This window comes from Rhodococcus sp. EPR-157 (assembly GCF_001647195.1).
Taxonomy (GTDB): domain Bacteria; phylum Actinomycetota; class Actinomycetes; order Mycobacteriales; family Mycobacteriaceae; genus Rhodococcoides.
On sequence record NZ_LVCV01000503.1, the window covers coordinates 1 to 26,262 of the forward strand.

At 62.8% G+C, this 26,262-nt stretch carries 24 protein-coding genes and 2 tRNA genes; 14 read left to right on the top strand and 12 right to left on the bottom strand.

The features are described from left to right. Positions 1 to 441: L,D-transpeptidase (locus A2J03_RS22615; RefSeq protein WP_156520539.1), on the top strand; the 441-nt coding region annotated here is incomplete at its 5' end. 3 nt (positions 442 to 444) lie between these two features. Here the strand turns inward: A2J03_RS22615 and A2J03_RS22620 are convergent. The 3 genes from A2J03_RS22620 to orn all read right to left on the bottom strand — a co-directional run bounded on the left by A2J03_RS22620 (position 445) and on the right by orn (position 2,270). Then, the gene (locus A2J03_RS22620) at positions 445 to 1,191 is read right to left on the bottom strand and encodes a M23 family metallopeptidase (RefSeq protein WP_068378467.1); all 747 of its coding nucleotides are present in this window, start codon (positions 1,189 to 1,191) and stop codon (positions 445 to 447) included. Positions 1,192 to 1,504: 313 nt separating this feature from the next. Then, positions 1,505 to 1,580, bottom strand: a tRNA-His gene (locus A2J03_RS22625). An 87-nt stretch (positions 1,581 to 1,667) separates the two neighbouring features. Then, a complete protein-coding gene (gene orn, locus A2J03_RS22630; RefSeq protein WP_082898024.1) occupies positions 1,668 to 2,270 on the bottom strand; it encodes an oligoribonuclease in 603 nt (200 codons plus the stop codon). Between the two features lie 85 nt (positions 2,271 to 2,355). On the opposite strand from orn, the gene A2J03_RS22635 reads away from it, so the two are divergent. Continuing rightward, positions 2,356 to 4,125, top strand: coding sequence for a helicase HerA-like domain-containing protein (locus A2J03_RS22635; protein WP_068378507.1), 1,770 nt, complete (start codon positions 2,356 to 2,358; stop codon positions 4,123 to 4,125). Positions 4,126 to 4,130: 5 nt separating this feature from the next. Here A2J03_RS22635 and cmrA read toward each other — a convergent pair whose 3' ends face one another. From cmrA to A2J03_RS22650, 3 genes are read right to left on the bottom strand one after another with little or no spacing between them, the layout of a single operon-like run. Then, positions 4,131 to 4,934, bottom strand: coding sequence for a mycolate reductase (cmrA, locus tag A2J03_RS22640; RefSeq protein WP_068378471.1), 804 nt, complete (start codon positions 4,932 to 4,934; stop codon positions 4,131 to 4,133). Positions 4,935 to 4,958: 24 nt separating this feature from the next. Next, positions 4,959 to 6,995, bottom strand: a complete 2,037-nt coding sequence (locus A2J03_RS22645) for an NADPH-dependent 2,4-dienoyl-CoA reductase (protein WP_231912665.1) — start codon at positions 6,993 to 6,995, stop codon at positions 4,959 to 4,961. Next, complete coding sequence (locus tag A2J03_RS22650; protein ID WP_068378475.1) at positions 6,992 to 7,519, bottom strand: PadR family transcriptional regulator; 528 nt, start codon at positions 7,517 to 7,519, stop codon at positions 6,992 to 6,994. Before A2J03_RS22650 ends, A2J03_RS22645 begins: the two co-directional genes overlap by 4 nt. Before the next feature lie 107 nt (positions 7,520 to 7,626). On the opposite strand from A2J03_RS22650, the gene A2J03_RS22655 reads away from it, so the two are divergent. Further along, entirely contained in the window at positions 7,627 to 8,949 is a 1,323-nt protein-coding gene (locus tag A2J03_RS22655) for an MFS transporter (protein WP_068378477.1), read from the top strand. On the opposite strand, the gene A2J03_RS22660 is transcribed toward A2J03_RS22655, so the two are convergent. Both A2J03_RS22660 and A2J03_RS22665 read right to left on the bottom strand, forming a co-directional pair. Continuing rightward, positions 8,927 to 9,790 carry an alpha/beta fold hydrolase gene (locus tag A2J03_RS22660; RefSeq protein WP_068378479.1) on the bottom strand — a complete coding sequence of 288 codons (864 nt, stop codon included), beginning with the start codon at positions 9,788 to 9,790 and terminating at the stop codon, positions 8,927 to 8,929. The genes A2J03_RS22655 and A2J03_RS22660 overlap by 23 nt on opposite strands. Before the next feature lie 12 nt (positions 9,791 to 9,802). Continuing rightward, complete coding sequence (locus A2J03_RS22665) at positions 9,803 to 10,453, bottom strand: TetR family transcriptional regulator (protein WP_231912666.1); 651 nt, start codon at positions 10,451 to 10,453, stop codon at positions 9,803 to 9,805. A 185-nt stretch (positions 10,454 to 10,638) separates the two neighbouring features. Between A2J03_RS22665 and A2J03_RS22670 the strand changes: the two genes are divergently transcribed. The 4 genes from A2J03_RS22670 to A2J03_RS22685 all read left to right on the top strand — a co-directional run bounded on the left by A2J03_RS22670 (position 10,639) and on the right by A2J03_RS22685 (position 14,721). Next, entirely contained in the window at positions 10,639 to 11,751 is a 1,113-nt protein-coding gene (locus A2J03_RS22670; RefSeq protein ID WP_068378481.1) for a ferredoxin reductase, read from the top strand. 67 nt (positions 11,752 to 11,818) lie between these two features. Then, entirely contained in the window at positions 11,819 to 12,997 is a 1,179-nt protein-coding gene (locus A2J03_RS22675; protein ID WP_068378483.1) for a fatty acid desaturase family protein, read from the top strand. A 45-nt stretch (positions 12,998 to 13,042) separates the two neighbouring features. Next, positions 13,043 to 13,270: a hypothetical protein gene (locus A2J03_RS22680; protein ID WP_068378511.1), complete on the top strand. Its 228-nt coding sequence runs from the start codon at positions 13,043 to 13,045 to the stop codon at positions 13,268 to 13,270. A 242-nt stretch (positions 13,271 to 13,512) separates the two neighbouring features. After that, positions 13,513 to 14,721, top strand: coding sequence for a PucR family transcriptional regulator (locus A2J03_RS22685; protein WP_068378485.1), 1,209 nt, complete (start codon positions 13,513 to 13,515; stop codon positions 14,719 to 14,721). A gap of 46 nt (positions 14,722 to 14,767) precedes the next feature. Here the strand turns inward: A2J03_RS22685 and A2J03_RS22690 are convergent, their stop codons facing one another. After that, positions 14,768 to 15,376: a YdcF family protein gene (locus A2J03_RS22690; protein ID WP_231912667.1), complete on the bottom strand. Its 609-nt coding sequence runs from the start codon at positions 15,374 to 15,376 to the stop codon at positions 14,768 to 14,770. A gap of 205 nt (positions 15,377 to 15,581) precedes the next feature. After that, complete coding sequence (locus A2J03_RS22695) at positions 15,582 to 16,724, bottom strand: N(5)-(carboxyethyl)ornithine synthase (RefSeq protein WP_082898025.1); 1,143 nt, start codon at positions 16,722 to 16,724, stop codon at positions 15,582 to 15,584. 162 nt (positions 16,725 to 16,886) lie between these two features. Here A2J03_RS22695 and A2J03_RS22700 point away from each other — a divergent pair. Further along, a tRNA-Arg gene (locus tag A2J03_RS22700) sits at positions 16,887 to 16,959 on the top strand. A 64-nt stretch (positions 16,960 to 17,023) separates the two neighbouring features. Here the strand turns inward: A2J03_RS22700 and A2J03_RS22705 are convergent. Further along, entirely contained in the window at positions 17,024 to 17,674 is a 651-nt protein-coding gene (locus A2J03_RS22705) for a cutinase family protein (protein ID WP_068378491.1), read from the bottom strand. Between the two features lie 222 nt (positions 17,675 to 17,896). Here A2J03_RS22705 and A2J03_RS22715 point away from each other — a divergent pair, with 222 nt between their 5' ends. From A2J03_RS22715 to A2J03_RS22730, 4 genes are all read left to right on the top strand, one after another. Continuing rightward, complete coding sequence (locus A2J03_RS22715) at positions 17,897 to 19,021, top strand: hypothetical protein (protein ID WP_156520540.1); 1,125 nt, start codon at positions 17,897 to 17,899, stop codon at positions 19,019 to 19,021. After that, positions 19,018 to 20,121, top strand: a complete 1,104-nt coding sequence (locus A2J03_RS22720; protein WP_068378497.1) for an SMP-30/gluconolactonase/LRE family protein — start codon at positions 19,018 to 19,020, stop codon at positions 20,119 to 20,121. The genes A2J03_RS22715 and A2J03_RS22720 overlap by 4 nt, the downstream gene beginning before the upstream one ends. A gap of 58 nt (positions 20,122 to 20,179) precedes the next feature. Continuing rightward, positions 20,180 to 21,298, top strand: coding sequence for an XdhC family protein (locus tag A2J03_RS22725; RefSeq protein ID WP_068378499.1), 1,119 nt, complete (start codon positions 20,180 to 20,182; stop codon positions 21,296 to 21,298). A gap of 92 nt (positions 21,299 to 21,390) precedes the next feature. Then, positions 21,391 to 23,424 (top strand): cytochrome c oxidase assembly protein, encoded by a 2,034-nt coding sequence (locus A2J03_RS22730; protein ID WP_068378513.1) that lies wholly within the window; start codon positions 21,391 to 21,393, stop codon positions 23,422 to 23,424. A 27-nt stretch (positions 23,425 to 23,451) separates the two neighbouring features. Here the strand turns inward: A2J03_RS22730 and A2J03_RS22735 are convergent, their stop codons facing one another. Then, a complete protein-coding gene (locus tag A2J03_RS22735; protein WP_068378501.1) occupies positions 23,452 to 23,877 on the bottom strand; it encodes a MarR family winged helix-turn-helix transcriptional regulator in 426 nt (141 codons plus the stop codon). A 202-nt stretch (positions 23,878 to 24,079) separates the two neighbouring features. On the opposite strand from A2J03_RS22735, the gene A2J03_RS22740 reads away from it, so the two are divergent. Both A2J03_RS22740 and A2J03_RS22745 read left to right on the top strand, forming a co-directional pair. Further along, positions 24,080 to 25,792 carry an ABC transporter ATP-binding protein gene (locus A2J03_RS22740; protein WP_068378515.1) on the top strand — a complete coding sequence of 571 codons (1,713 nt, stop codon included), beginning with the start codon at positions 24,080 to 24,082 and terminating at the stop codon, positions 25,790 to 25,792. Between the two features lie 204 nt (positions 25,793 to 25,996). Further along, on the top strand, positions 25,997 to 26,262 hold a 266-nt coding region (locus A2J03_RS22745), incomplete at its 3' end, for a single-stranded DNA-binding protein (protein WP_156520541.1).

Genomic DNA, 26,262 nt, shown 5'->3' on the forward strand with positions numbered 1-26,262 from the left:
GTCACCTTCAGCGTCAACGGACAAGACGTCATCACCATGCCGACGTCGATGGGCAAGGACAGCACGCCGACCGACAACGGTGTCTACATCATCGGCGACCGCTTCGAGCACCTCGTGATGGATTCGTCGACGTACGGCGTGCCGGTGAACTCGGCAAGCGGATACCGCACGCCCGTCGACTGGGCCACTCGGATGTCCTACAGCGGTATCTTCTTCCACTCGGCGCCGTGGTCGGTCGGGCAGCAGGGCTACTCGAACGCGAGCCACGGCTGCCTCAATCTCAGCCCGTCGAACGCGAAGTGGGTCTACGACAACACCAAGCGCGGCGACATTGTCGTCGTGAAGAACACCGTGGGCGGCACCCTGTCCGGCACCGATGGGCTCGGCGACTGGAACATTCCGTGGGAGGAATGGAAGGCGGGCAACGCCACCTCGGTGTAGCCGCTAGCGGTCGTCGTCCTTCGCATACCGTGCGGGATCGATCCCGAGCGTCTTCAGATAGGCGACGGGTTCGACGCTGGAGCCGTTGTTCCTGACTTCGAGGTGGAGGTGTGGTCCCGTCGAGTTGCCGGTGCTGCCGACAGTTCCGATCTGGTCTCCCGCCTCTACCGTGTCGCCGACCTCGACGCCGATGCTCGACTGGTGCCCGTAGTACGTCACCGTGTTGCCGCTCTTGATGCGCACGAGATTGCCGTAGCCGTCGCCTGCGTCGCCTGCCTGCTCGACGGTTCCTCCGGTGACGGCGTAGATCGGGGTTCCCGACGGTGCGGCGAAGTCGACGCCCTGGTGGAACTGGCCGCCGTTGCCGGTGGGGTTGTTGCGGCCGCCGTATCCGGATGAGATTTCGTAGCTGCGCGCCGGTAGCGGCAGAATCGAGCCGCCGAGTCCGACTGCTGGGGGAGCGGCCGTGATTTCCGGCTCGTCAGCAGTCGTGTCCTCGCTCGGAGCGGGGCCGAAGTCGGAATCGAGAATGACGCCGGCGACTTCGCTGATGAGTGCGCCTGTGGCGTCCAGAACGGCGGCGAGGATTGCTGACCGCTGTTGCGCGTCAGGCTGCGGTATCGGGACCTCGGGCAGGTCGATGGTCGGCTGCGCTGCTGCAACAGCCGGGTTGATCAGACCCGTGGCACCGATGCACAACGCCGCCGACAACACCGAACCCGCAATAACCCTGTGAACTCTTCGACCCACGTCTAGTGCCTCCTCGTCTCTGCCCGACAGATGTATCCCATGTGGGCTTCGTACTGGTGGCGCGTTTCGGGGCGCGTCGAATCAACGCTGAACGTTCACAGCTTTAACGTTGGTACTTTTCTTCCCCAAAAGTGCCATTTGTAACCGTACGTCACATGAACCCCATAGGAAACTCGAAAGTTGAATTACAACAACGTAATTCGTTGTGCGCCTTTCCCGTCCGTGTGCGGGTAGCTGTCTTCTGGGGGGGGCAATACCGACTGAGGACACAAAAAAGCCGGCCTCCGTGTGGAGACCGGCCTTCTTGCTTCTATGGGGTGAGTGACGGGACTCGAACCCGCGACACCCAGGATCACAACCTGGTGCTCTACCAGCTGAACTACACCCACCATAACTACGTCGACTTCGCCCTTTCGGGCTCTGTATCAGCAGCGGAGATAATACTAGCGGTTCGATTCTTCAGTTGCGAATCGCCCTCAGGTTGGCGTGTCGAGACCTTCCACGACGGCCGCAATCTCGCTGGTCGACGGGCCTGGAGGGGCCACGAAGACGGTCTGGCGGTAGTACTGCAGCTCCTTGATCGACTCCTTGATGTCGGCCAATGCGCGGTGTGCGAGCCCCTTCGCCGGCTGACCGAAGTAGATCCTCGGGTACCACCGACGTGAGAGCTCCTTGATCGAGCTGACGTCGATCATGCGGTAGTGCAGGTAGGTGTCCAGCTCGACCATGTCGCGCGAGATGAAACCGCGATCGGTGGCGATGGAGTTGCCTGCAAGCGGAACGGCCCCTGCAACCGGCACGTGCTCACGGATGTACGCCAGTACCTGCTGCTGAGCTTCTTCCAAGCTCACCGTGGATGCGCGCACCTCCTCGGTCAATCCGGACTTGGCATGCATCTTCTTCACGACGTCGGGCATTCCGGCGAGAGCGGCGTCGTCGGCATGAATGACGATGTCCACGCCCTCACCGAGGATTTCGAGCTCGCTGTCGGTGACGAGCGCCGCGATTTCGATGAGTTTGTCCTTCGACAAATCCAAGCCGGTCATTTCGCAATCTATCCACACAAGTTTGTCCTGCACGAGACACACACTAGTGCGAGCATGCTCACCGCTAAGGTTTGCGGTGGCGATCCACTGTGAGCGAACCGAGAAGGAGCATGCGGACATGACGGTTGATCCGGCATCGGAGAATTTCACCCCAGATGTATCGGTTCCATCCACCGGCGTCGAATTGTCCCCTGCCGAGAAAGCGAAGGTGGCCAAGGCTGCCGCCGTCGAAGCCGCTCGGGTCGCCGCAGAAGCATTGGCAGCTGCCGAAGCCGCTGAGAAGGAAGCTGCAGCCGCAGAATCCGACACCGCAGATGCTGCCGTCGCTGGTGCGAGCACCGTCGCAGGCGAGATCGCTGCCGGCTACGCCTCGGAAGGAGCGGCACTCGAACTCGGCACAGTCGTCCTCGACGGGACGACTGATCCGGACGCGAAGATACGCATTCCCCTTGCCACGCTCAATCGGCATGGACTCGTCGCCGGAGCCACCGGTACCGGCAAGACGAAGACGCTGCAGGGCATCGCGGAGCAGCTGTCCGCAGCGGGCGTACCGGTCGTCATGGCCGATGTGAAGGGCGACCTGTCCGGACTGTCGGCGCCCGGTTCAGACAATGAGAAGATCCGCGCTCGCGCGGTGGACACCGGCGCATCGGACTGGGTCCCGACCGGATATCCCGTCGAGTTCCTCTCCCTCGGCACCGAAGGAATCGGCATACCGGTGCGCGCGACCATCACCGCGTTCGGACCCATCCTGCTCAGCAAGGTGTTGGGGCTGAACAACACTCAGGAGTCGACGCTAGGTCTGATCTTTCACTGGGCGGACAAGCAGGGGCTCGCGCTGCTGGACCTCAAGGATCTCCGCGCGGTCATCACGCATCTGACGAGCGACGAAGGCAAAGCGGACCTGAAAGGCATCGGCGGCGTCTCCTCGGCGACGGCAGGGGTCATTCTGCGTGCGCTGGTCAACCTCGAAGCAGACGGCGGCGATACCTTCTTCGGCGAGCCCGAGCTCGAGACCGAGGATCTCCTGCGCGTCGGGGCCGACGGCAAGGGCGTCATCACGCTGTTCGAACTCGGAGCGCATGCGGCGCGACCAGTGATGTTCTCGACGTTCCTGATGTGGGTTCTCGCCGATATGTTCCAAACGCTCCCCGAGGTAGGCGACGTCGACAAACCCAAGCTCGTGTTCATCTTCGACGAGGCCCACTTGTTGTTCGCGGATGCGTCGAAGGCCTTCCTGCAGCAGGTCCAGCAGACCGTGAAGCTGATCCGATCCAAAGGCGTCGGCGTCTTTTTCTGTACGCAGCTTCCGACCGATGTGCCCAACGAAGTGCTCTCTCAACTCGGCGCTCGGATCCAGCACGCTTTGCGCGCGTTCACACCCGACGATCAGAAGGCCCTGAACAAGACCGTCCGTACCTATCCGAAGACGAAGGCGTACGACCTGGAGAAGGCGCTGACCTCCCTGGGAACCGGCGAGGCCATCGTGACGGTCCTGTCCGAGAAGGGTGCACCGACGCCGGTGGCATGGACCAAGATCCGTCCGCCTCGCTCGCTCATGGACACAATCGGCAACGAGGCCATCGCCGCGGCCGCGACGGCAAGCCCGCTGAGCGCGAAGTACCGCGAGACGATCGACCGCGAGTCGGCCTACGAAAAACTGCAGGCTCGGGTTGCGGATGCCCCCGCTCCCACAGAGAATTTCGACTACCCGCCGTTGCCGACGGAATTACCCGACTTGCCTCCACCGGCGCCGGAGGGTCCGTCTGCTGCCGAACGGATCATGGACAATCCGGCGGTCAAGAGTTTTCTGCGATCTGCGGCTTCCGCTGCAGGACGGGAGATCTCACGCAGTATCTTCGGTACCGGGCGTCGCCGCAAGCGGTGAATCCGCTAGCCGCCCAACTTTTTGTAGAAGCTGCCCACGATGGGTGCCGAGATCGCACGCGGGCTGTACTGACCGGCGATGGACATGCCCTTGCTCAGCAACCCGGGAACGACTCGCATCTTGTTCTTGGCAAGCGAGTCGAGTGACAGCTTCGCCGTGTAGGCGCTGTCGATCCACAGGAAATCGGGAACGAGCTTGTCGACGATCGACGCGTCGGCCGGATCGGGCGTCTCGGTGCGGACGGGACCGGGCGCGAGCAGAGTGACGTGGACGCCGCTGTCCTTCAATTCCAGCCGCAGCGACTCCGAGAACGTGTTGACGAATGCCTTCGTCGCTGCGTACGTCGCGTTGTTGGGGATGGCCATGTTGCCTGCTGCGGAACCGGTGATGAGAATGCCCCCACTGCCGCGCGCAATCATCCCCGGGATCACCGCGAGCGTCAGGTCGTGCACGGCAACCGCATTGAGTTCGACCTGGTCGCGCTCGTAGGCGGGGTCGAGACCCGACACTGGTCCGAACGTCGCGATTCCGGCGTTGTTGCACAGGATACTGATCTCGCGGCCGGCAAGCTCGTCGGCGAACGGTGCGCGCGCGTCCCGGTCCGACAAGTCGAGAACTCGGATTTCGACGGTCACTCCGTGGTCGGCCTCGAGCTTCTTCGCGAGCGCTTCGAGCAACTCACCTCTACGGGCGACGATGATCAGCGAATGGCCGCGTGCGGCAAGTTCGGTGGCCAACGCCTCTCCGATGCCGGAGGAGGCTCCGGTGACGACGGCACGGGCTTCGGGTGCAGGACTCGGCAGGCTCACGGTGAGACAGGGTAGTGGATGGGATCAGATGCGTGCCGCTAGAGTAGTTCCCTGTTCGATCGCTCGCTTGGCATCGAGCTCCGACGCCAGCTCGGCGCCGCCGATCACATGAGTTGCGGTCCCCGAGGCCTTCAGGTCGTCGACCAAGTCTCTGACCGACTCCTGCCCGGCGCAGACGACGATCGTGTCGACCTCCAGTGTCCGTGGCCGCTCGTGCTTGTCTCCGAAGGTGATGTGAAGGCCGTCATCGTCGATCCGCTCGTAGTTGACCCCGGACAGCTCGTGCACGCCTTTTGCTTTCAGCGCTGCGCGATGCACCCAGCCGGTGGTCTTTGCGAGGCCGGCGCCGATTCTGCCTTTCTTGCGTTGCAGCAGGTAGACCTCACGCGGTGAGGGGGCGGGGACCGGGGTCGTGAGTGCGCCGGGTGCTGCTTCGGGTTCGGTGACGCCCCATTCCTGCTTCCACTCCTTCAGATCCAGGGTGGGGGACGCGTCGGTGGTGAGGAATTCGGAGATATCGACGCCGATGCCGCCTGCACCTATCACCGCGACCCGATCACCCACGTGCCGACCGTCCTCGACCACTTCGGCGTAGGACAACACCGACGGGTGATCGATGCCCGGTATCGACGGAATTCGCGGGACGACTCCGGTGGCTATGACAACCTCGTCGAAATCGCCGTCGCGCAGCTCGGCTGCAGTCACTCGATGACCGAGATGTACTGCGACGTCAGCGTCTTTCAGCGCGGTGGTGAAGTATCGGATGGTCTCGGCGAACTCCTCCTTGCCTGGAATTCGCTGTGCAATGCCGAATTGACCGCCGAGAGCGGGCCGTGCTTCGAAGAGGCTGACTGCGTGTCCGCGTCGGGCCGACTCCAAGGCGGCGGACAGCCCGGCGGGCCCACCGCCGACGACGGCCACCTTCTTGGCCCGACGAGCGGGAAGCAGCTGCAGTTCGATCTCGCGTCCGGCTCGTGGGTTGACCAAACACGAGACGGTCTTGTGCACGAACGCGTGATCCAGGCATGCCTGATTGCACGCGATGCAGGTGTTGATGCTGTCCGCGGCGTCGGCCTCGGCTTTGCGCACCCAGAACGGGTCGGCGAGCATCGGTCTCGCCATGCAGATCAGTTGCGCGTCGCCACGGGCAAGAATGTCCTCGGCGATGTCGGGCATGTTGATTCGGTTCGATGCCGCGACGGGTATGGAGACGTGCTTGTCGAGTTTTCCGGTGATGTCGGCGAAGGCAGCACGGGGTACCGAAGTCACGATGGTCGGCACTCTCGACTCGTGCCAGCCGATGTCGGTATTGATGATGTCGACGCCGACGCGTTCCAATTCCTGTGCAAGAGCGACGATGTCGTCCCAGCTCTGACCGCCCTCCACCAGATCGGCCATCGACAGTCGGAATACGATCAAGAAGTCCTGTCCGACGGCTTCGCGTATCTGCTGTGAGATCTCCACAGCAATTCGACGCCTGTTCGAGGGACTTCCACCCCATTCGTCGCGTCGGTGATTGGTGCGTTCGGAGAGAAACTGATTGATGAAATAGCCTTCACCACCCATTATTTCGACGCCATCGTATCCAGCTGACTGTGCCAGTCGAGCGCAGCGCACGTAGTTGCGGATCTGCCACCGCACCCCACGTGAGGTGAGCCGCCGCGGACGAAAAGGATTGATAGGAGCCTTGATCGACGACGCCGACACACTGAACGGTTGGTACGAGTACCGGCCGGCATGCAGGATCTGAAGCGCGATCTTGCCGCCTTCGCGGTGGACGGCATCGGTGATCGTGCGATGTCGACGCGCTTCGAGGCGATTGGTCAGCTTCGCACCGAACGGAAGCAGCCAGCCCGTTCGGTTGGGCGCGTATCCGCCGGTCACGATGAGGGCGACCCCGCCGCGTGCCCGTTCGGCGAAATACTCCGCCAGCCGGCCGGTGTCGCGTGCTCGGTCCTCGAGTCCGGTGTGGATCGAGCCCATGATCACGCGGTTCTTCAACGACGTCGTGCCGACGTTCAGCGGCGAGAGCAGGTTGGGATATCCAGTCGATGTGGTCACAGTTTCTCCAAGATCTCGTCGCACCATTCGGCGAAGCCTTCCTCGACTCGGATTCCACCGCGCAGCACGAGGTATTGGTGCAACGCAGTTCCGGTGAGGTCGGCAGGGGAGGGAAAATCACGCTTTTCGATGAGGCGGTACAGCTCGAGGCGTTCGACGTGGACCGACCTGTGGCGCCTGACCTCGGCTGTCAGCGCGGCGATGTCACCGTTTGCGGCGCCGCGGATCTTCACGGCCAGTTCTTCGCGCAACGTACTCGGTTCGGTAGGTTCGGCAATCCACCGGTCGAGTTCGGTTCGTCCGGCCTCGCTGACCGAGTAGACCTTCTTGTCCGGACGGCCCTCTTGAACGACTGCAGTGCCGACGATCCATCCCGCCGCATCCATCCGAGTCAGCACTCGATAAATCTGTTGGTGCGTGGCACTCCAGAAGAAGCCGATGGATTTGTCGAATCTGTTCGCGAGTTCGTACCCCGAGCCGGACAGTTCGGTGAGGGAGACGAGTATCGCGTGTTCGAGTGCCACGCGAACCAGTATGTATGCAACGAGGTGCCTATGCAACAGAGTGCATAGGCCCGGACCTGATACCTGAGTAGCGGGTCCACAGAGCCCGACTCGCCTAGGCTTCCGTCATGGACACTCGGGCCGAGAATGCCGTCGTCGGCGTTGCGACTGCGCGTAAACAGGTATTCGCCTGGGGGATATGGGATTGGGGATCCGCCGCGTTCAACGCGGTCATCCTCACCTTCGTGTTCTCGGTGTACCTCACCGATGCCGTCGGCGACGATCTTCCCGGGTCGATCTCGGCAACGTCGTGGTTCAGTTGGTCGGTCGGATTTGCGGGCGTCGTGATCGCGGTACTGGCGCCGGTGTCCGGCCAACGCTTCGACGCCCGAGGCAAGAGGAAGCGCTCGCTCGCACTCCTCACCGGCTTGACGGTCGTGAGCATGTCCGGTCTCTTCTTTGTCGAAGACGACTACCACTACCTGTGGCTGGGGCTGGTGCTGCTGGCTGCAGGATCGATTCTGTTCGAGTTGGCCAGCATCCCGTACAACGCGATGCTCAGGCAGGTGTCGACTCCGGAGAACATCGGCCGCGTTTCCGGATTCGGTTGGTCGATGGGCTATTTCGGCGGAATCGTCCTGCTGTTGATGTGCTACTTCGGCTTCATCGTCGGAGACGGAGACACGCGCGGACTGTTCGGTCTGACGACGGACGGCGGGCTCAACATCCGTGTTGTCGCGCTTCTTGCCGCGGTGTGGTTTGCCGTGTCTGCCATCCCGGTGCTGCTCACCGTCCCCGAGTTGCCCGCTACTACGGCCGATCCCGGTGCAGCCAAAGCCGGAATGCTCGAGTCGTACACGGTCTTGTTCCGCGACCTTCGCGAACTCTGGACAGCCGACAGGCGCAGCGTCTACTTCCTGGCCGCCAGTGCGTTGTTCCGCGACGGTCTCGCAGGGGTGTTCACGTTCGGTGCGGTACTCGCCGTGAGCGTGTACGGCATCGGGACCGCCGACGTGCTGCTGTTCGGCGTCGCAGCGAACGTCGCCGCCGGACTGGGCGCGATCACGGCGGGTCGGTTCGACGATCGAGTGGGACCGAAGGCAGTCATCGTGTTCTCGCTGACGGCGATGATCCTCGCGGGCCTCGTGCTTCTGTTCGTGTCAGGTCCGTTGATGTTCTGGGTGTTCGGGCTGATTCTCTGCCTCTTCGTCGGCCCCGCGCAATCGTCCTCCCGTACGTACCTGGCGCGGTTGGCGCCGCCGGGGCGGGAAGGACAGTTCTTCGGCCTCTACGCGACGACGGGCCGGGCAGTGTCCTTCATCGCGCCGACGCTGTTCGGACTATTCGTGTGGATGTTCGACGCCGACCGCGCCGGCATCGGTGGCTTGCTGGTGGTTCTCGTCGTCGGACTGGGCGCGCTTCTGGCGGTCAAGTCTCCGGACAAGGTCTGACAGAACCGACGCTCAGGTCTCTTATTCGAGCGAGGATCTCCGTTGCCAGGCGGTCCGGCGCCTCCTCCGGTACCCAATGCGACACACCGTCGAGCTCGACGAACTTGTACTCCGCATCCACGAACTCGCCGCATCGTTCGGCGCCTGCGCGGCCGACGGCCGAGTCCTGATTGCTCCAGACGTAAGTCGTCGGAACTTTCACCGGACCCAACCGTCCGAACTCGCTCGTCATCGCCCGATACCACTCGAGAGCGGCCGTGAGCGCACCCGGCTCGGCGAGGTGCTTCACGTATCTGTCGTCCGGACTGTCGTCGGAGAACATTGCCCGTAGCCTCTGCGCATCGTTCTCCAGCAGAAGTTGTTCGGCTTTGCCTTCCTGCCGAAGCAGTCCGATGTACGACGACCGCTGCTGTTGGTCCGCGTCTTCTCGGATGGCCCAACCGAATGCGGCGGTGTGCGGTATGGACACCGCCGTGAGCGAACGGACCTGCTCAGGATGCGTAGCGGCCAATTGCCAGGCAACGGCCGCGCCCCAATCGTGCCCGACGACATGCGCAGATTCGAGGTCGAATGCCTCGATGATCGCGAGGACGTCGTCGACCAGATGAGAGGACCGGTAGGCGTCGGTCCCGATGGGTCGTGCACCGGGGGAGTAGCCGCGCTGGTCAGGTGCGATAGTGCGGACGCCGGCAGCGGTAAGACGTGGCACGACGCGGTCCCAGCATGCCGAGGTCTGCGGAAACCCGTGAAGAAGAACGACCGGGACGCCGTTGTCGGGTCCGTCCACGGACACGTCGAACACCAGATCGTCGACGGTCACGGTGGTGGCGGTTGCTGTCATGGACGAGTCCTCTCAGCCGTGGTTCCGCTTCCACCCTCCCATGCCGAGCACGATGAGCCGTACTTGATGTTCGGTTCGGCGCAGGAGTTCACGTTCTTTCGCACTGTTGGGTCGATCGATTTCCAGCAGGCCCACCGTAGCGGTCAGCATCGTGGACACGATGAGGTCTGCAGCCATCTCCAGATCGGCGATGTCCCAGGATTCGAGGCCGGGCATGCGAGAGAGATCGATGGTGAGTTCGCTGACGAACATGCGAAGTTCGGTTGCGAACGCCCGTCGAATCTCGGTCACTCCGCCGTAGCGTTCTCGCGCGAGAAACCTGAACTGGTCCTCGTGCAACCTGACCTGACGTACGAGGATGCGCAACGATTCGGTCGCGTTCTTTGTGGTCGGGTCCTTTCGTGCGTCCCGGAGCATCTGCCTCAACATGCGCATCGAGTCCTCGACGAGCGCAACGCCCAGGTCTTCCATCGACGCGAAGTGGCGATAGAACGCGGTGGGGACGATTCCTGCAGACCGGGTGACTTCCCGCAGGCTGACACTTGCGAACGAGCGGTCGCGCAGCAGGTCGAGAGTGCCGTCGATGAGTGCCTGCCTCGTCCGTTCCTTGCGCTCGGCACGGGTGCCCGGTTCTGTCACATGTTCGAGTTTATTGCCGTCCATTGTGTGATCACCTCCGGTCCTGACCTCGACTTACCTATTGGTGTGATGCCGATCACTTATATCTACTCCGTGTCGGTACGGTCACATTGGCGTTGACAGTTCCCGGTGTGGATCTGCCACACTGGATTCTAGTGCACAGCCGTACACTGAAGCAGTCCTTCTTATCGTACGAACACGGAGGCGACATGACAGTCCGGCAGAAGACTCGGCGCCCGAAAAGCCGAAGCAAGTTCTCGCTGTTGTCACTGTTCGAGGCGATGGCCACTCCGCATGCTCTCGATCGGTACCTCGAACTGGTCGACCCGATGACCACAGTCAGGGACCTCCGCGGTGAGGTTACTGCTGTACACCGCTCCACTGCGGATACCGTCACGCTGACCATTCGCCCGACCCACCAGTGGCAGGGTTTCGAAGCCGGTCAGTTCGTGCAGGTCGGAGTCGTCATCGACGGCGTCCGGCATACCCGGTGCTACTCGCCCGCGTGCTCGCAATATCGCGACGACGGACGCATCGAGCTCACGATCAAGGCCCACCCGGAGGGACTTGTCTCGCAGTACCTCCACGGCAATGCTCACGTCGGTCTCGTGGTCAGCCTCTCGCAGGCCGACGGCACCTTTCATCTTCCGACACCCAGGCCGGACCGCGTTCTGCTGATCAGCGGTGGAAGCGGCATCACCCCGGTGCTCTCGATGCTCAGGACGCTGCTGGACGAGGGGTACAGCGGCGCCCTGACTTTCTTGCACTACGCGTACACCGAGAACGACGTGTCGTACCGAGCCGAACTCGACGCCATCGCGGCCGAGAACGACAACGTTCGGATCGTGCTGGCGTACACCGATCAGCAGTCGGGTGGCGATCTGCACGGATTCTTCGGCACGGAGCACCTGGACGCCGTAGCGCCCTGGTACGCCGACGCGGAGACGTACCTTTGCGGCCCACCGGGTTTGATGCGCGGAGTCAAGAACGTGTACGCGGATCTCAGTCTGAGTGAAAACCTCCACCTCGAGGAATTCGCGGCCCCGGTGGCAGTCGTAGCGGAGGATGCAGCGGGCGATGTCACCTTCTCCGACAGTGATGTGGTCGCGTCCAACTCTGGGCGGACACTGCTGGAACAGGCGGAAGACGCCGGATTGACTCCCGAGTACGGCTGCCGAATGGGGATTTGTTTCACCTGCACGTCGGTGAAGACCTCCGGATGCACGACGAACGTCAAGACGGGTGAGAAGGACAGCGAGCCGCACAAGAAGATTCAACTCTGTGTCACGGTGCCCGTCGGTGATGTGTCCATCGAGATCTGACAGCTCGGCCCACCGATCGAACCCGTCCGAGAACAACCTTTCGACAATCGAAACGGAGAGTGTTTCAATGTTCGGAATTCCTTTGCCTGCAGTATCTTTGCCGTTCTTCGGTTCCTCGGCCAAGGCTGAGGCGCTCACGCCGACCGTCCTGTCCTACGAGCAAGTCCAAGAGCTCGGCCGCGAACTCGACGAACTGCGCGCACGCACCGTCGCCAAGCTCGGCGACACCGATCGTGAGTACATCTACAACATCGTCAAGACCCAGCGCGGATTCGAAATCGCCGGTCGCGCAATGATGTACCTTCCATTCCTGCCGCCGGTCTGGCTCGCTGGAGTCGGAGCTCTCGGTGTGTCGAAGATCCTCGACAACATGGAGATCGGGCACAACGTCATGCACGGCCAGTACGACTGGATGCGCGAACCTGGCTTCAATTCCGAGGTATTCGAGTGGGACACGGTCTGCCCGGCCGACCAGTGGAAGCACTCGCACAACTACATGCACCACACCTTCACCAATATCGTCGGCAAGGATCGCGATATCGGCTACGGCATCCTGAGGATGGACGAGGGGCAGAAGTGGAACCCGTACTACCTCGGAAACCCTGTCTACGCATTCCTGCTGATGACGTTCTTCGAGTGGGGCGTCATGCTGCACGACCTCGAATCGGAAAACATCATCCAGGGCAAGCGCAAGTGGCACGACGTGAAGCCGCTGCTACAGGGAATGTGGCGCAAGGCCGGCCGTCAGGTGCTCAAGGACTATGTCATCTTCCCAGCGCTGTCGGGTCCGTTCTTCGTCACCACGTTGGTCGGTAACGTCGGCGCGAACCTGATCCGCAACCTGTGGACCTACTCGATCATCTTCTGTGGACACTTTCCGACTGGAGTCCAGACGTTCACCGAGGAGGAGACCGCCGACGAGTCGCGCGGCGAGTGGTATGTCCGTCAGATGCTGGGCTCGGCCAACATCGAAGGTTCGCCGCTGTTCCACATCATGTCCGGAAACCTGTCCCATCAGATCGAACATCACCTGTTCCCTGACCTGCCCGCGCACCGCTACCCGGAACTGGCTCCCGAGGTGAAGGCGCTGTGCGACAAGTACGGTCTCCCGTACAACACCGGCGGGTTCTTCAAGCAGATCGGTTCGGTGTGGGGAAAGATCTTCAAGCTCGCCCTGCCGAATTCGCTGACCGGTTCGGAGCCGACCGTCGGTGTTATCGTCGAGCGCAAGAAGGTTGCTGCGTAGGTGGCCGGTGCAATCGGATCGAATACCGAATCAGGGGTGGTCGTCGTGGTAGGCAAGTTCGAGCGCAACAAGGACACCGTGCAGGAGTTGACGGAGTCCGCTGCGAATCACGTCGGGAAGATCGCCGTGATCATCGCAGGAGCGGTTCGCGATGTCACTCGAGAGATCGGCGACTGGGTCTCCGACGGTATCGAGATGCGTGAGGCGGCGAAGAAGGCGCGCGACGACGCACCGGTCGGCAAGGTCATCAATGGCGAGTTCGAGAACCGGTGAGTTCGAGAACCGCTGAGTGTTCTCCATGTCGCTGAGAAGTCCTGCAACTGGAGCCACCCTGTAGTTCCAGTCGATGCCGGGTCGTCTGCCCGAAGGGGACGGGCGGCCCGGTTTTCATTGGAACCGCGGCACTATTGAAACAAACTTAGAGAATGTTTGTAGCCCCGTTTGCATACTTTCGGATCGCAAAGTGGGTTACCGTTACGTGACGAACCACACAGCGGTACGAAAGGCGGCTCGACATGCGGTTGGACACTTCGTTCGCGCACTGCACCACCAGTGATCACGCGGTGGATCGCCCACCCCTTCGGTCCGGTCACTCCAGCGGGGAGCCGTCAGCCGTCACGACCGTTCTGGAGGCGCACTGCGGCGCGATCGTTGCTCGCTGTCTCCGCGCCGGGAAGCTACCCACCCCTGCTGAACTCGATCCCGTTCGGCGCTCGTCGGATCACCTCGTCCGGGGTGGCGTCGCCCTTCGTGACGCGCAACGCGCCGTGCATCTGGCGGTGAGCGCCGGGCTGAGGGGCAGCATCGACGGCGTCTCGGGAGGGCAGGATGCCGATGTCGTCGGCAGTGCGGTGTTCATGATGCGTGTTCTCGAGTTGCTGGGTAACACGGTGTCGGCGGCGTACATCGAGCATTGCAAGCTGGAATCGGGGACGACTGGCGATCAGGCGTCCAGGTTGGTGGATCTGCTTGTCTCCGACGATCCCGAGGCGCGTGCCGTGGCGGAACGTCACGGCATCGACATCGCTGCCGAGTACGACGTCGTGTTCCTTCGCTTCGTGGCAGACGCAGCTGATGCCGAACGGTCTCTCGGTCGCACGATCGACAGCGCGAAGGTCGCCGCCGCTGAACTCGCGCTGACATCGGACACTGTCGCACACGGTCCGTTGCTGTCGCTCAGTACCAGTGGCGGAACGATATTGGTGCCGTCCGTTCGATCCGATGCAGTGGAAGAGTGTATCGCGCAATTGAATTCGGTATTGCGCGTCAACGTGGTCGCGGCGACAGCTCGGGCTGTGCCGGGCGCGATAGCGGATGCCGTTGCGCACTGTCGAGAATTGGTCGACCTGGCGCGCTCCCTTCGCATGCAGCCGCGGTTGTACCGGACCGGCGACTTGGCGTTGGAGTATCAGCTGTCTCGTCCGGGCCCGGGTAGATCGCGGCTGCGATCGGTCATCGCGCCCCTTGATGCGTTCCCCGAGCTCATGCACACCCTCAAGACTTTTGTTGCGAGCGAGGCGAATCGACGGGCCAGCGCCAAGTCGCTCTACGTCCACCCGAACACCGTGGACTACCGGTTGAAGCGGATCGAACAGCTCACTGGCGTGGACCCACTGAGTTCCGCCGGTCTGATGTCCCTGCACGCTGCACTTGTCGTCGATTGCCTCACGCGGGCAGATGCGGCAGGGGCCTCGGGGCCGTCCGTGATCGCCGAAGCGTCCTAGCTGTTCGGTGCCGGTCGCTCGAGTCTCGGCCGGCACCGAGAGTCTGCTAGCCGGCCGAGACGACGCCGCTCACCGGAAAGCGTCCGGAGATCGCCTTGCGGAAGTCGATCAATGCACGCTCGACGTGGTTCGGGCTCGATACGACCACAGCGCCCTGCGCGCCGCGCTCAGCGAGGATCGCAGCGGTATTTCGTGCGTTCTCGACGGTGGACGTCGATGTGTTCTCTTCGACAATGCGCTCCGGCGCAACCCCGTTCGCGATCAGCCACGTGCGCATCGCGCGGGCCTCGGTGATCCCGGATCGCGGCACACCTCCGCTGGCGATGATCTGCGAGGCAGGGTAGCGCTGCGCCAGCGCAAGCGCCGCATCGAGCCGTTCCCGCAGCACAGGTTGGATGGTGCCATCGTCGTACAGTCCTGCTCCGAGCACCACTATTACCGTGCCGACAGGGTTGAGGTCGAGCATCAGCGGTGCGTGTTCGGTGAGGACTTCCTGCTGAGTGCACCAGATAATGGCCGGCACGTCGGGGAACAGACATCCCCCGAGCGTGGACATGACGCTGTTTCCAAGTGTGATCGGAGTTATGTCCGCGTGCGCTACATCCGTGCTGTGTCCCAGCGTCAGACCCCCTGCGATCACCGATGCGAACGCCACACGCCTGAACGTGGAACGAGATCCTGCTGACATCAAGAAAGCCCCCCGGCCGATCACCTTCGAATACTCTTCGAATCAGCGTGCAGCAGGGGGTAGGCGGTGCACAACCATCAGCGGCTGTGAGTGCTTCCAAGATCAACGGTATCCGTTGTGAATCAGGACACCTGCGTCTGGTCGGATTTGGAATTCTTTGACAAGCAACGCATTACGCAGAAGGGTGTGGGTACTCCGCGCTCCGGTGCTGGAATGCGAGGATGTTCGGATTGACGACAGTGCCCTCGCGCACCTCGATCGCCCTTTCGATGGTGTCGCTGGTTCCCCAGGCGGCCGGTCCACCGAGGACGGTACGCACGAATGGAAGCAGGGACTCGCTGATCTCCCACGTCGCCGAGTCCCACAAGTAGGACGGGCTGTGATCGACGGCGTAGTACCGGACGTTGTCACCGACGGTGAACATCGGCTCGGTGAAGGATGTGGGCTTTGCCCACTCGAAGCCCATGCCCTCGTCGCAAGACACATCGACGATCAGGGTTCCCGGGGAGATCGACGGAAGATCGTCGTTCACCAGAAACGTCAGAGGCGAATTCGTATCCTGCAGAACGCAGTTGACGATGATGTCGTGATCGCCCAGGAACTCGGACAGAGGAACACGTCCGGTGTCGGTCAAGGCACGGCTGCGACGTGGGTTCTCCCCGTCGAGGTCGAAATTGACGATCCTGGCAGAGTGGATCGGTGAGCTGACCGCGGTGACGCCACGCTGAGTGAGTACGTCGACCTCGTGTATGCCGTGGGCGTTGAGAGCAGTCACGGCCCCACGTGCTGTGGCGCCGAATCCGATGACGGCCGCCCGAAGTCGTCGTCCGTAATCTCCAGTGGATCCGATCAGCTGTAGGGCGTGGAGAACCGAGCAGTACCCGGCGAGTTCGTTGTTCTTGTGGAAGACATGAAGATTGAAGGCGCCTTCCGGGCTCCAATGGTTCATCGCTTCGAATGCAACGAGTGTCAACCGTCGATCGATGGCGATCTGCGTGAGCTCGAAGTCCTGAACGCAATGGGGCCAACCCCACAGGATCTGACCGATCCGCAACGACTCGAGGTCGCTGGCTTGCGGCTTGGGAAGCAGGATGACGTCGCACTCGTCGATCAACTGCTGTCGTGAGCGAACCCCTGCCGTCAACGATGCGATGTGATCGTCGGAGATTCCGAAGGGTTGTCCGTAGCCGGTCTCGAAATAGACTCGGTCACGAATGTCGTGAGGTATGCGTCCGATGTGCAGCGGGTGAATCGGGAGGCGGCGTTCGTTCGGCTTCGATGACCGTGACGTGACGCCGAGGGTGAGCTGGTGCACTATGGCCCCTTCGGTTGAGTTCAGTCAACCACACCTGAGCAGCCACGAGATCCGCTCGAGAAGCTGCGTACGCCCGCTCGAACGCCCTTCCAGCAGCCGCATCGGTCCAGCGGGTACACTCGTTCACCGTGCTCGGACGTGGCCTGCGCCCGGCCGAGCAACGCCTCCGTAGCTCAGGGGATAGAGCAAGGGCCTTCTAATCCCTTGGTCGCAGGTTCGAATCCTGCCGGGGGCACCGAAGTGGTCGCAGGAACCTGCGCCGCGAGGCGCAGGTTCTTCTATGGGCCGCCCCACCTGGTTCAGTCACGGACCTGCGACGCTGCGAACTGTGCGCCCTGTGTGGTGGAGCCGTTCGTCCCGTACTGAAGGTGTGCGAAGCTGTTGAAGCCGCCGATCTGGCACACTGGATCGCCGAAGTTGCAGAAGCTACGTGAGCGCGGGCCGTAAGTGCTGCTGGCTGTCTCGAGCTTGCTGCCGCGGAGTCCGATCGGATTGCCGAACACGACAACTGCGTCGACGCGGTCGGCGATGTCGGACGGAATGAGGGCACCGGTGATGCTGCTGGTGGTTCGCACGCCCACAGCGTTGGTCACGACGGTGGCTCCTTGCGAATAGCCCGCGATCACGAACGTTGTCGACGGGCACGAGGCCGCAACCGACGTCAGGTGTGCGACGAGGTCACGTGATCCCGGACCGGCGCTGGCCTGAGTGAAGTCCGCCGCGTAGTTGACGGCATAGGTGCTGACCGATCGGTCCGACAGCTCGGACTTCAACCGATCGACGAACGGTGTGCCGGTGATGCCCAAGCCGGGGAATTCGCCGGTTCCGCGGGCGAACGACACATCGACGTCCGTGCATGGGGCAGCGTTCGCGACACCCGACGGTTGTGCCACGAAAAATGCGGAAACAGCCAGTGCTGCAACTGCATAAGAGGTCAGACGGCTGTTCATGAAGTAACTCCTCGATGGGTGACTGTGCTTGTCGAACCTTAACTGCGTCGGCCGGCGGAGCGCAGCAGTGGCGAACGACGGGACCACGAATTGCGGTAGAAATCTCTGCCCGATTCGATCTCGCAGAACTCTCGCTTCTCAACGTGTGTTGCGCTATTCTCCTCGGCGGGGTGAGTCCGATCTGCACCAATTGCGGATCCACATTTTTCCGGGGGATACATAGTGACGAAACAGTGGTTGCGCGGCGCCGTAGTGTCTGCATTGGCGGTCGCGTTGTGTCCGATCGCTTCGGCGTCGGCGGATCCTGCACCGAGCCCGGCACCAGCGACCATCATGGGTTCCATCGAGGATGGGCCGGGTAGCTTCAGCGTCTTCCGGACCGTCGACAGCGGTCAGCGTCCCACTGCGGAGGACAACGTTGCGTGCAACGACTACTTCGGCTCCCCGCGCTCGTTGACCGTGGTCGAGCGGCTGGACGCGCGGATGTACACCTTCACCAACAATCCGTCGACGGGTTTCTTGACGAACCCCACTGCGCAGAACGTCGGACCGATCTACGTGTGCGACGGTCCGATCATCGATGGCCAGGCCTTTCTTGATCAGTGGGGCGCACTGACGGCTCCCGGCCTGGGCAAGCTGTCGATGTACGGGCCATGCGGGCTCGAATTCATGATCGGTTCCCCTGGGCGCGCGGCCGTCGATTGTGTTCTGCGGGTGAACCCCAACGATTCCGGGGTCACCGACGGTGTCGCGACTAGCAACTCGATCGCCAACCCTCTTCGTCTGCCGGACGGTCGCACCGGGTCGATGTGGACTCTGTACACCCTCGGTGAGGGCACCGCGCCCGTACCCACGCCCGTTGCAGGTACGCCGCAACCGACCGGTTCGGTGAAGTACAGCGTAGGGCGAGAGGTTAACTCGGTCTCGACCGGAAGCACTCCTGCATGCCCGGGAGGTGTGCGCACCACCGAGCTTCACGCCGTGTCCGTCGATGCCGCTACCGGCGCGGCTTCGACCGAGCCCTCCGAGGACGTCGCCGCCCCGGCGTCGATCTGCTACCAGAACCCGTCGTCTCCGGACTTCGGCGCGTCGCTGAGCATCACGAGCTACGGCGTCACGCCTGCGCTCACGGCCACGTCCACCGGGCAGTGCCGTCGCACCGAGCTGGCCATCGAACCGGGCACGGTGCAGCAGTCCTGCGGCTTCACCTTGCCTCCGCAGCCCGCACTCGGTCTGACGGGCGGCCAGGTGACGCTCAACGGCCTGGTCCCGACGAACGACGCAGCAGGATCTGCCAATTCGGCGATCTGGACCACGTCGTTCCTCGGTCCCATCACCCCACGATGATCGGAAGTCGGACCGGGGTTCTCGTTCTGGCGTTGGTGGCGAGCTGCATCTCGGGCGCGGTTGTGACCGCGCCCGGGGCAGTGGCCGAACCGACCGCGGTGGACGGTCCCCTCGGATACGGGCAGACCAGGGACATCGCTGTGGTTCCGCTGCCCGGGCAGCCGGAGGGAATCGCAGTCGATCCTGAGGACGGCAGCATCTGGTCGGGTTCGAACCGGCCCAATTCGTCTGCAGACGTATGGCATTGGGATGCCGACGGCCGTCTGCTCGAGACATATTCCTTGGCAGATCACGTACCGGCTGAACACGGCGTCAACGGGATCACTCTCGACGGGGACGGTCGGGTGTACGCCCTCGACTACTCCGGGGCGCGGGCAGTTCGTATCGATCCGGCGACCGGAGCACAATCGGTCTACGCGACGTTTGCGAACCTCCCGGCCTGTGCGGAGGTTGCGGGCATTCCGTGCGAGCCGTCGCCCGTCGATCGACCGGCCTGGCCGAACTGGGCGACCTTCGCGCCCGACGGAACCATGTACGTCAGCGACCTGAACCAGGCCACCATCTGGAAGGTGCCCGCGGGTGGTGGTGCAGCCGAAATCTGGTATCAAAACGCCGATTTCGCCTCGATCTACAGCATCAACGGAATGCAATTCGACGCAGCAGGACGGCTCAATTTCGTCGTGACGGTGTCGCTCGCCCCGGATATCACCTCTGTCGGGCGTGGCGTCGTCTACCGAGTTGCGTTGAATTCCAATGGTTCACCCGGGCCGCTCGAGAAGGTCGCGGTCGTCGGCCAGGCCGACGGCTTGGCCATCGGAACCAGTGGCCGCATCTACCTGCCGATCTCGAACCCCTTCGACAACTCGATCCAGGTGGTCGACCCGAGCGCGGGGTCGGTGGTGGCGGACTTGCCGACCGTCGTCGATCGTGTCACCCGCTCGATTCCGTACTCGACCCCCGCCTCGGTGTCATTCCGGGGAACGTCGCTGATGATCTCCAATCACGGGCTCCTTGTCATCGACCCGTCACAGTGGGCGATCCTCGAGCTCGGCGTAGGGGAGACGGGGCTGGCGCTCAACTACCCGAAGGGATTGGCCTAGCCGCGCCGCGCGACACAGCCGGGAGGCGCACCACACTGTCGGGGTGAGAGGATGACGCATGCGCGACGTCCTCGATGATCTGGTGGCAGTGTGGCGTGCCGGAGGTTCAGCGGGCCTGGCAACCGTCGTTCGCACCTTCCGCTCCGCACCACGCCCGGCGGGGGCATCGATGATGGTGGCTCCCGACGGCTCGGTGCATGGCTCGGTCTCCGGCGGGTGCGTCGAAGGTGCCGTCTACGAGGCCGCAGCCGATGTCTCGGCCAACGGTATTCCAGTGCTCGAACGGTACGGCGTCAGTGACGACGACGCGTTCGCAGTCGGCCTCACCTGTGGCGGAATGCTCGACGTGTTCGTCGAATCCGTATCGCAGACAACATTTCCCGAATTGGGAACCGTCGCCGAAGCCATCGCCACCGATCGTCCGATCGCTGTCGCGACGGTGGTGCGTCACCGAGATGTCGACCGTGTCGGCATGCATATCGTGCTCGGTGAAACCGACTCCTCGGGGTCGGTGGGGTCTCCGCGCTGCGACGCAGCCGTGGTCGACGACGCTCGTGGACTCCTTGCCAGCGGACGATCAGCGATGCTCACCTACGGCCCCGACGGTGAGCGCCTCGGCGACGGAATGGACGTGTTCGTCGCCAGCTATGCGCCGCGGCCACGCATGCTGGTGTTCGGGGCCATCGACTTCGCAGCGGCAGTCGCGGAGCAGGGGACATTCCTCGGCTATCGAGTTACCGTGTGCGACGCTCGCGAGGTATTCGCAACTTCGGATCGCTTTCCTTCCGCAGCTGACGTCGTCGTCGACTGGCCACACCGCTATCTCGCTGAGCAACTGGCCGCCGGGGCGTTGGACGACCGCACGATCGTGTGTGTACTGACACACGATCCGAAATTCGACGTGCCGCTACTCGATATTGCGCTTCGTCAGGAGCACTTCGCATTCGTCGGTGCCATGGGGTCACGTCGAACGCATGAGGACCGAGTCGCGCGGTTGAAGGAGGTCGGTCTCACCGACGTCGAACTTGCTCGCATGTCGAGTCCCATCGGCCTCGACCTGGGGGCACGCACACCACAGGAGACTGCAGTGTCCATCGCCGCGGAAATCGTCGCGAGGCGATGGGGTGGATCCGGCGAGCCGCTCGTCGGTCAGCAAGGCCGCATCCACCACGATTGACGGGTGTGCAACACCACACCATCTACGACGAGCTGTAGGACTACGGGATGCTGCGTATCCCACCAGTCCAGACACCTCTTACTCTGGTTGTCATGGCAGCACCTGATGTGGGAACGATCGAACCGTCGTCGACGAAACCTGCGGCAACGGCGTCGACGTCCGTGTTCGCGACGGCGGCTCTGATCGCGGCCGTCGTCGCTGCTCTCGTCATCAGCCTGTCCGCGTCGGACGCCCTGGTCCTGCTCGGAATTCCCGACCCCGGGCCGGCAACGACCTACGGCCTGCCCGCGGTACGAGCTATCGGTGAAATCGCCGCGTCGATCGCCATCGGCTCCTTCCTTCTCGCTGCATTCCTGGTTCCGCCGCAGAAGAGTGGCGTGCTCGACGTCGGTGGCTATCGGGCGGTGCGAACAGGATCGGTTGCCGCGATCGTGTGGGCAGCGTGTGCGCTGGTCCTGGTTCCCCTGACGTTGTCGGACACGTCCGGCCAGCCGTTCACCGTGGCGATCCAGCCTGCCAATCTGTGGGTGGCACTGGACCAGGTGGAAATCGCGAGCGCCTGGCGCTGGACGGCAATCCTCGCGGTCGTTCTCGCGATCGCCTCGCGTGCGGTGTTGCGGTGGTCGTGGACCCCGCTGCTACTGCTGTTCGCGCTCGGCACGCTGATGCCGATCGCCGTGACCGGTCACTCGTCCTCGGGAGGATCCCACGACGTAGCGACCAACAGTTTGATCCTGCACTTGATAGCCGCGACACTCTGGGCGGGTGGCCTGTTCGCGGTCCTCGCGCATGCACGCCGCAGAGGTGCATACACCGACGTGGCGACCAGGCGATTCTCGTCGATCGCGTCCGTGTGTTTCGTGGTGATGGCAGCGTCCGGAGTGATCAACGCTCTCGTCAGGGTGTCGGTCTCGGACTTGTTCGGCACCCTGTACGGACGGCTGATCCTGGGGAAGATCGTCGCCCTCGTCGTCCTCGGATTCTTCGGATGGATTCAGCGACGGCGATCATTGCCTGCGCTCGCTGCGAACCCCGAGTCGCGTGGAGCTCTCATCCGATTTGCCGGCGGCGAAGTTCTTGTCATGGCAGCCACCATCGGATTGGCCGTCGGACTCGGCCGTACACCTCCACCGTCGAATGTGAACCCCGACCTGTCGCTGACCGAGGCAGCACTCGGGTACGGCCTCGACGGACCGCCGACGCTCGCGCGCCTGATGTTCGACTGGCGGTTCGACCTCATCTTCGGGACTGCGTCGATCGTCCTGGCCGTGGTGTACCTGCTCGGAGTTCGTCGCCTCCACAAACGAGGCGACTCGTGGCCCGTCGGCCGGACTGTGGCATTCGTGCTGGGATGCGTGACCATGCTGGTTGCCACCTCCTCCGGCGTCGGGAAATACTCGCCGGCGGCGTTCAGCGTGCACATGGGCGCGCACATGGCTCTGTCGATGTTGGTCCCCGTTCTGCTCGCCCTCGGCGGAGCGCTCACTCTCGCGCTGCGCGCACTCCCCGTGGCGGGCAAGAGCGGCGTGCCAGGCCCACGTGAGTGGCTGCTACAAGCTCTGCACAGCCCAGTCTCGAGATTCCTCACGCACCCGATCGTCGCAGCAGTGTTGTTCGTCGGTGGGTTCTACGCGTTGTACCTGGGCGGAATCTTCGGGGCGATCCTGGACAACCACACCGCGCACCTGCTCATGAACGCGCACTTCATCCTCAGTGGATATCTCTTCTACTGGGTGGTCATCGGCGTCGATCCATCACCGCGTCACATCGAACCGATCACCAAGTTGGCCATGGTATTCGGATCGCTGCCGTTCCATGCATTCTTCGGCGTCGCGTTGATGAGCATGAACACCGTGATGGGTGGGTGGTACTACCGCACACTCGGTCTCGACTGGAACGGCGATCTGATGGGAGATCAGAAGCTGGGCGGCGGTATCGCCTGGGCGACGGGCGAAATTCCGCTCGTGCTCGTCATGCTTGCACTCCTGATTCAGTGGTCGCGCAGCGACGATCGGAACGCACAGCGCACGGACCGGGCAGCCGATCGTGACCACGACGCGGACCTCGCAGCGCACAATGCAATGTTCGCCGAATTGGCCCGTCGAGATCGCGACGGGGAGCGGTAATCGGAGGCGCCACCACCGCCGCAGCCGTCATCTCTCGGTCGTGATCTTCCCGAGAATTCGCTGCAGTTCGTCGCGTTCGGCGGAGTCGAGGCTGTCGAACAATTCGGTCGCGACAGCGCGGCGAGCCGAGTCGATAGCGTCCAGCCGAGTGCGGCCTTCGTCGGTCAACGCGACGAGAACCGCGCGGCGATCCGCGGGATCGTTGTCGCGGACAACCAGGTTCGCGCTTTCGAGGGAGTCGACGATGTCCGTGGCCGAGCGAGCAACGATGCGCAAGTGGTCGGCGAGCGCGCGGAGTCGCATCGGCCGCGCTTCGCGAGCGAGAACGTGCAACGCGCGGCTCTGGGACGGATTGAGACCGAACGGCTCGAGCGCGCCCATGTGTACGTGGCGTATCCGCCTCGCAACAGCCATGAACGAGTCGGCGAGATTCGGGTTGTCTCCCGTATGCATGACAGCAGCATAGCCGCATTGCAGTGAACCTCATAATGAGGTAGCCTCTGCTTTATGTCTTTCATCGAACCCGGAGGTCTACTTGGAAAGCCCACTCAGCAGAAACACCGAATCTGCCGTTCCGACGAATAAGCCGGGACCCGTCGCCGATCCAGCACCCGTCGGCCGAGTTCTCGCACTCTTTCATCCGTACCGCGCGCGTATCGCCGCAGTCTCCGCCATCATCGTCTTCAGCGCGATCATCGCGCTCGCTTCACCCCTACTTCTCCGCGAACTGCTCGACCATGCCATCCCTGATCGCGACGTCACACTCGTCACGCTGATCGCTGCGGGCATGATTGCAGTCGCCATCATCACCAACGCTCTCGGCGTCGTACAGACGTGGATGTCCAACGGCGTCGGGCAGAAGCTCATGCACGATCTTCGAGTCGCCGTGTACGGACACCTGCAGAAGCAATCGCTGGGGTTCTTCGCTCGGACCCGCACCGGTGAGGTGCAGTCACGCATTGCCAACGACATCGGCGGAATGCAATCGGTAGTCACCAACACCGCGACCTCGATCGCGCAGAATGCGACTACCGTGGCCGCCACCGTCGTCGCTCTGTTTCTGCTCGACTGGCGCCTGGCCTTGTTCTCGCTCGCCATCCTGCCGGTCTTCGTCAGAATTGCGCGTCGGATCGGCAACGAGCGGCGCAAGATCTCCACCACTCGGCAGAAGCTGCTGGGGGAGTTGTCGGTTCAGATCGAGGAATCGCTTTCGGTCAGCGGGATTCTGCTCGGCAAGACCACTGGATCCGCGCACGTGCTCACGGACCGCTTCGCAGCACGATCCGACGAAGTCGCCGACGTCGAGTTGAAGGCGATGATGGCGGGAAAGTGGCGCATGGCCAGCATGCAGATCAGCTTCGCGATCATGCCCGCTCTCGTCTACTGGTTCGCCGGCGTCACCATCGGAAACGGCAGTGCACTCACTGTGGGAACACTCGTTGCGTTCACGACATTGCAGACCCAGTTGTTCCGTCCGACCATGCAGTTGCTCGGCACCGGTGTCGAAGTTCAGAGCTCGCTGGCGCTGTTCGGACGGGTCTTCGAGTACCTGGATCTGCCGATCGACATCGCAGAACCGCGGAATCCGACAGCGCTCTCACGCACGGACGTACGGGGAGATGTCGAGTTCGACCACGTCGACTTCTCCTACGCGGAGGCGACGACGCCGACACTGAGAAATATCGACCTTGTCGTTCCCGCAGGCAGCACGTTGGCGCTCGTCGGTGCGACCGGCTCCGGCAAGACGACCTTGGGATATCTCGCTGCCAGACTGCACGATCCGACGTCGGGACGAATCACCATCGACGGAGTCGACCTTCGCGATCTGGAGACCACGACGGTCGCCGATCTCGTCGGTGTCGTCTCGCAGGAGACCTACCTCTTCCACGCAACGATCCGCGAGAACCTGAGATTCGCCAAACCGGATGCGACGGATGCGGAGATCGAGAATGCCGCGCGAATCGCACAGATCCACGACTTCGTCATGGCGTTGGACGACGGATACGACACGCTCGTGGGGGAGCGCGGCTACCGTTTCTCCGGCGGCGAGAAGCAACGGCTCGCGATCGCCAGGACGGTCCTGCGCAATCCGCCGGTTCTCGTACTCGACGAGGCAACCAGTGCGTTGGACAATCGGACCGAGCGTGCACTGCAGGATGCACTCGACGAACTAATGGCCGGCCGCACGACAATCCTCATCGCACATCGGCTCTCGACTGTGCGATCGGCAGACAGAATCGCAGTTCTCGGCAACGGTCGAGTCCTCGAAACCGGAACCCACGACGAGTTGATGGCGTCCGACGGGTACTACGTCGAGCTGATTCGGGCGTCGGAAGCGAACGCGACGACAGATCGGGTCGCGGCGTAGCGTCCGCCCTAGCACGGTCCACCGACGCATTCGCGCTCGAAACTGCCTCCGGAACAGGGTTGTCCACAGCGAACCGGTTCATCCACAGATGTCGATCGGCGCCTTTTCGGGCTGCCGTTTCACGAGACACTTGGCTCATCGGATCGGCGATGCCGGCCCGTATCACCGAATGACTCGTATCACCCAACGACCAGGGGGCAGAACATGTACGAAGCACAATGTGCAGTGGTGGGGACCGTCATCACCAATCCGATCAAGCGGCAGACGCCGTCCGGCGAGGAAGTACTGAACTTCCGGATGGCGAGCAACGCTCGCCGCCAGGACCGCAACACGGGCGAATGGACGGATGGCGGAACGCTGTTCCTGACAGTGACGTGCTGGCGCAGACTGGTCAAGGGCGTCGGCGGGTCGCTGATGAAAGGCGACCCGGTCATCGCCTACGGGCAATTGAAGACCAACGAGTACACGAC

Bases quoted from the DNA above. Each gene is read 5' to 3' on its own strand.
- A2J03_RS22635 (WP_068378507.1), top strand. From the start codon at position 2,356: ATGACGGTTGATCCGGCATCGGAGAATTTCACCCCAGATGTATCGGTT.
- A2J03_RS22655 (WP_068378477.1), top strand. From the start codon at position 7,627: ATGGACACTCGGGCCGAGAATGCCGTCGTCGGCGTTGCGACTGCGCGT.
- A2J03_RS22660 (WP_068378479.1), bottom strand. From the start codon at position 9,790: ATGACAGCAACCGCCACCACCGTGACCGTCGACGATCTGGTGTTCGAC.
- A2J03_RS22665 (WP_231912666.1), bottom strand. From the start codon at position 10,453: ATGGACGGCAATAAACTCGAACATGTGACAGAACCGGGCACCCGTGCC.
- A2J03_RS22670 (WP_068378481.1), top strand. From the start codon at position 10,639: ATGACAGTCCGGCAGAAGACTCGGCGCCCGAAAAGCCGAAGCAAGTTC.
- A2J03_RS22675 (WP_068378483.1), top strand. From the start codon at position 11,819: ATGTTCGGAATTCCTTTGCCTGCAGTATCTTTGCCGTTCTTCGGTTCC.
- A2J03_RS22685 (WP_068378485.1), top strand. From the start codon at position 13,513: ATGCGGTTGGACACTTCGTTCGCGCACTGCACCACCAGTGATCACGCG.
- A2J03_RS22705 (WP_068378491.1), bottom strand. From the start codon at position 17,674: ATGAACAGCCGTCTGACCTCTTATGCAGTTGCAGCACTGGCTGTTTCC.
- A2J03_RS22720 (WP_068378497.1), top strand. From the start codon at position 19,018: ATGATCGGAAGTCGGACCGGGGTTCTCGTTCTGGCGTTGGTGGCGAGC.
- A2J03_RS22725 (WP_068378499.1), top strand. From the start codon at position 20,180: ATGCGCGACGTCCTCGATGATCTGGTGGCAGTGTGGCGTGCCGGAGGT.
- A2J03_RS22730 (WP_068378513.1), top strand. From the start codon at position 21,391: ATGGCAGCACCTGATGTGGGAACGATCGAACCGTCGTCGACGAAACCT.
- A2J03_RS22735 (WP_068378501.1), bottom strand. From the start codon at position 23,877: ATGCATACGGGAGACAACCCGAATCTCGCCGACTCGTTCATGGCTGTT.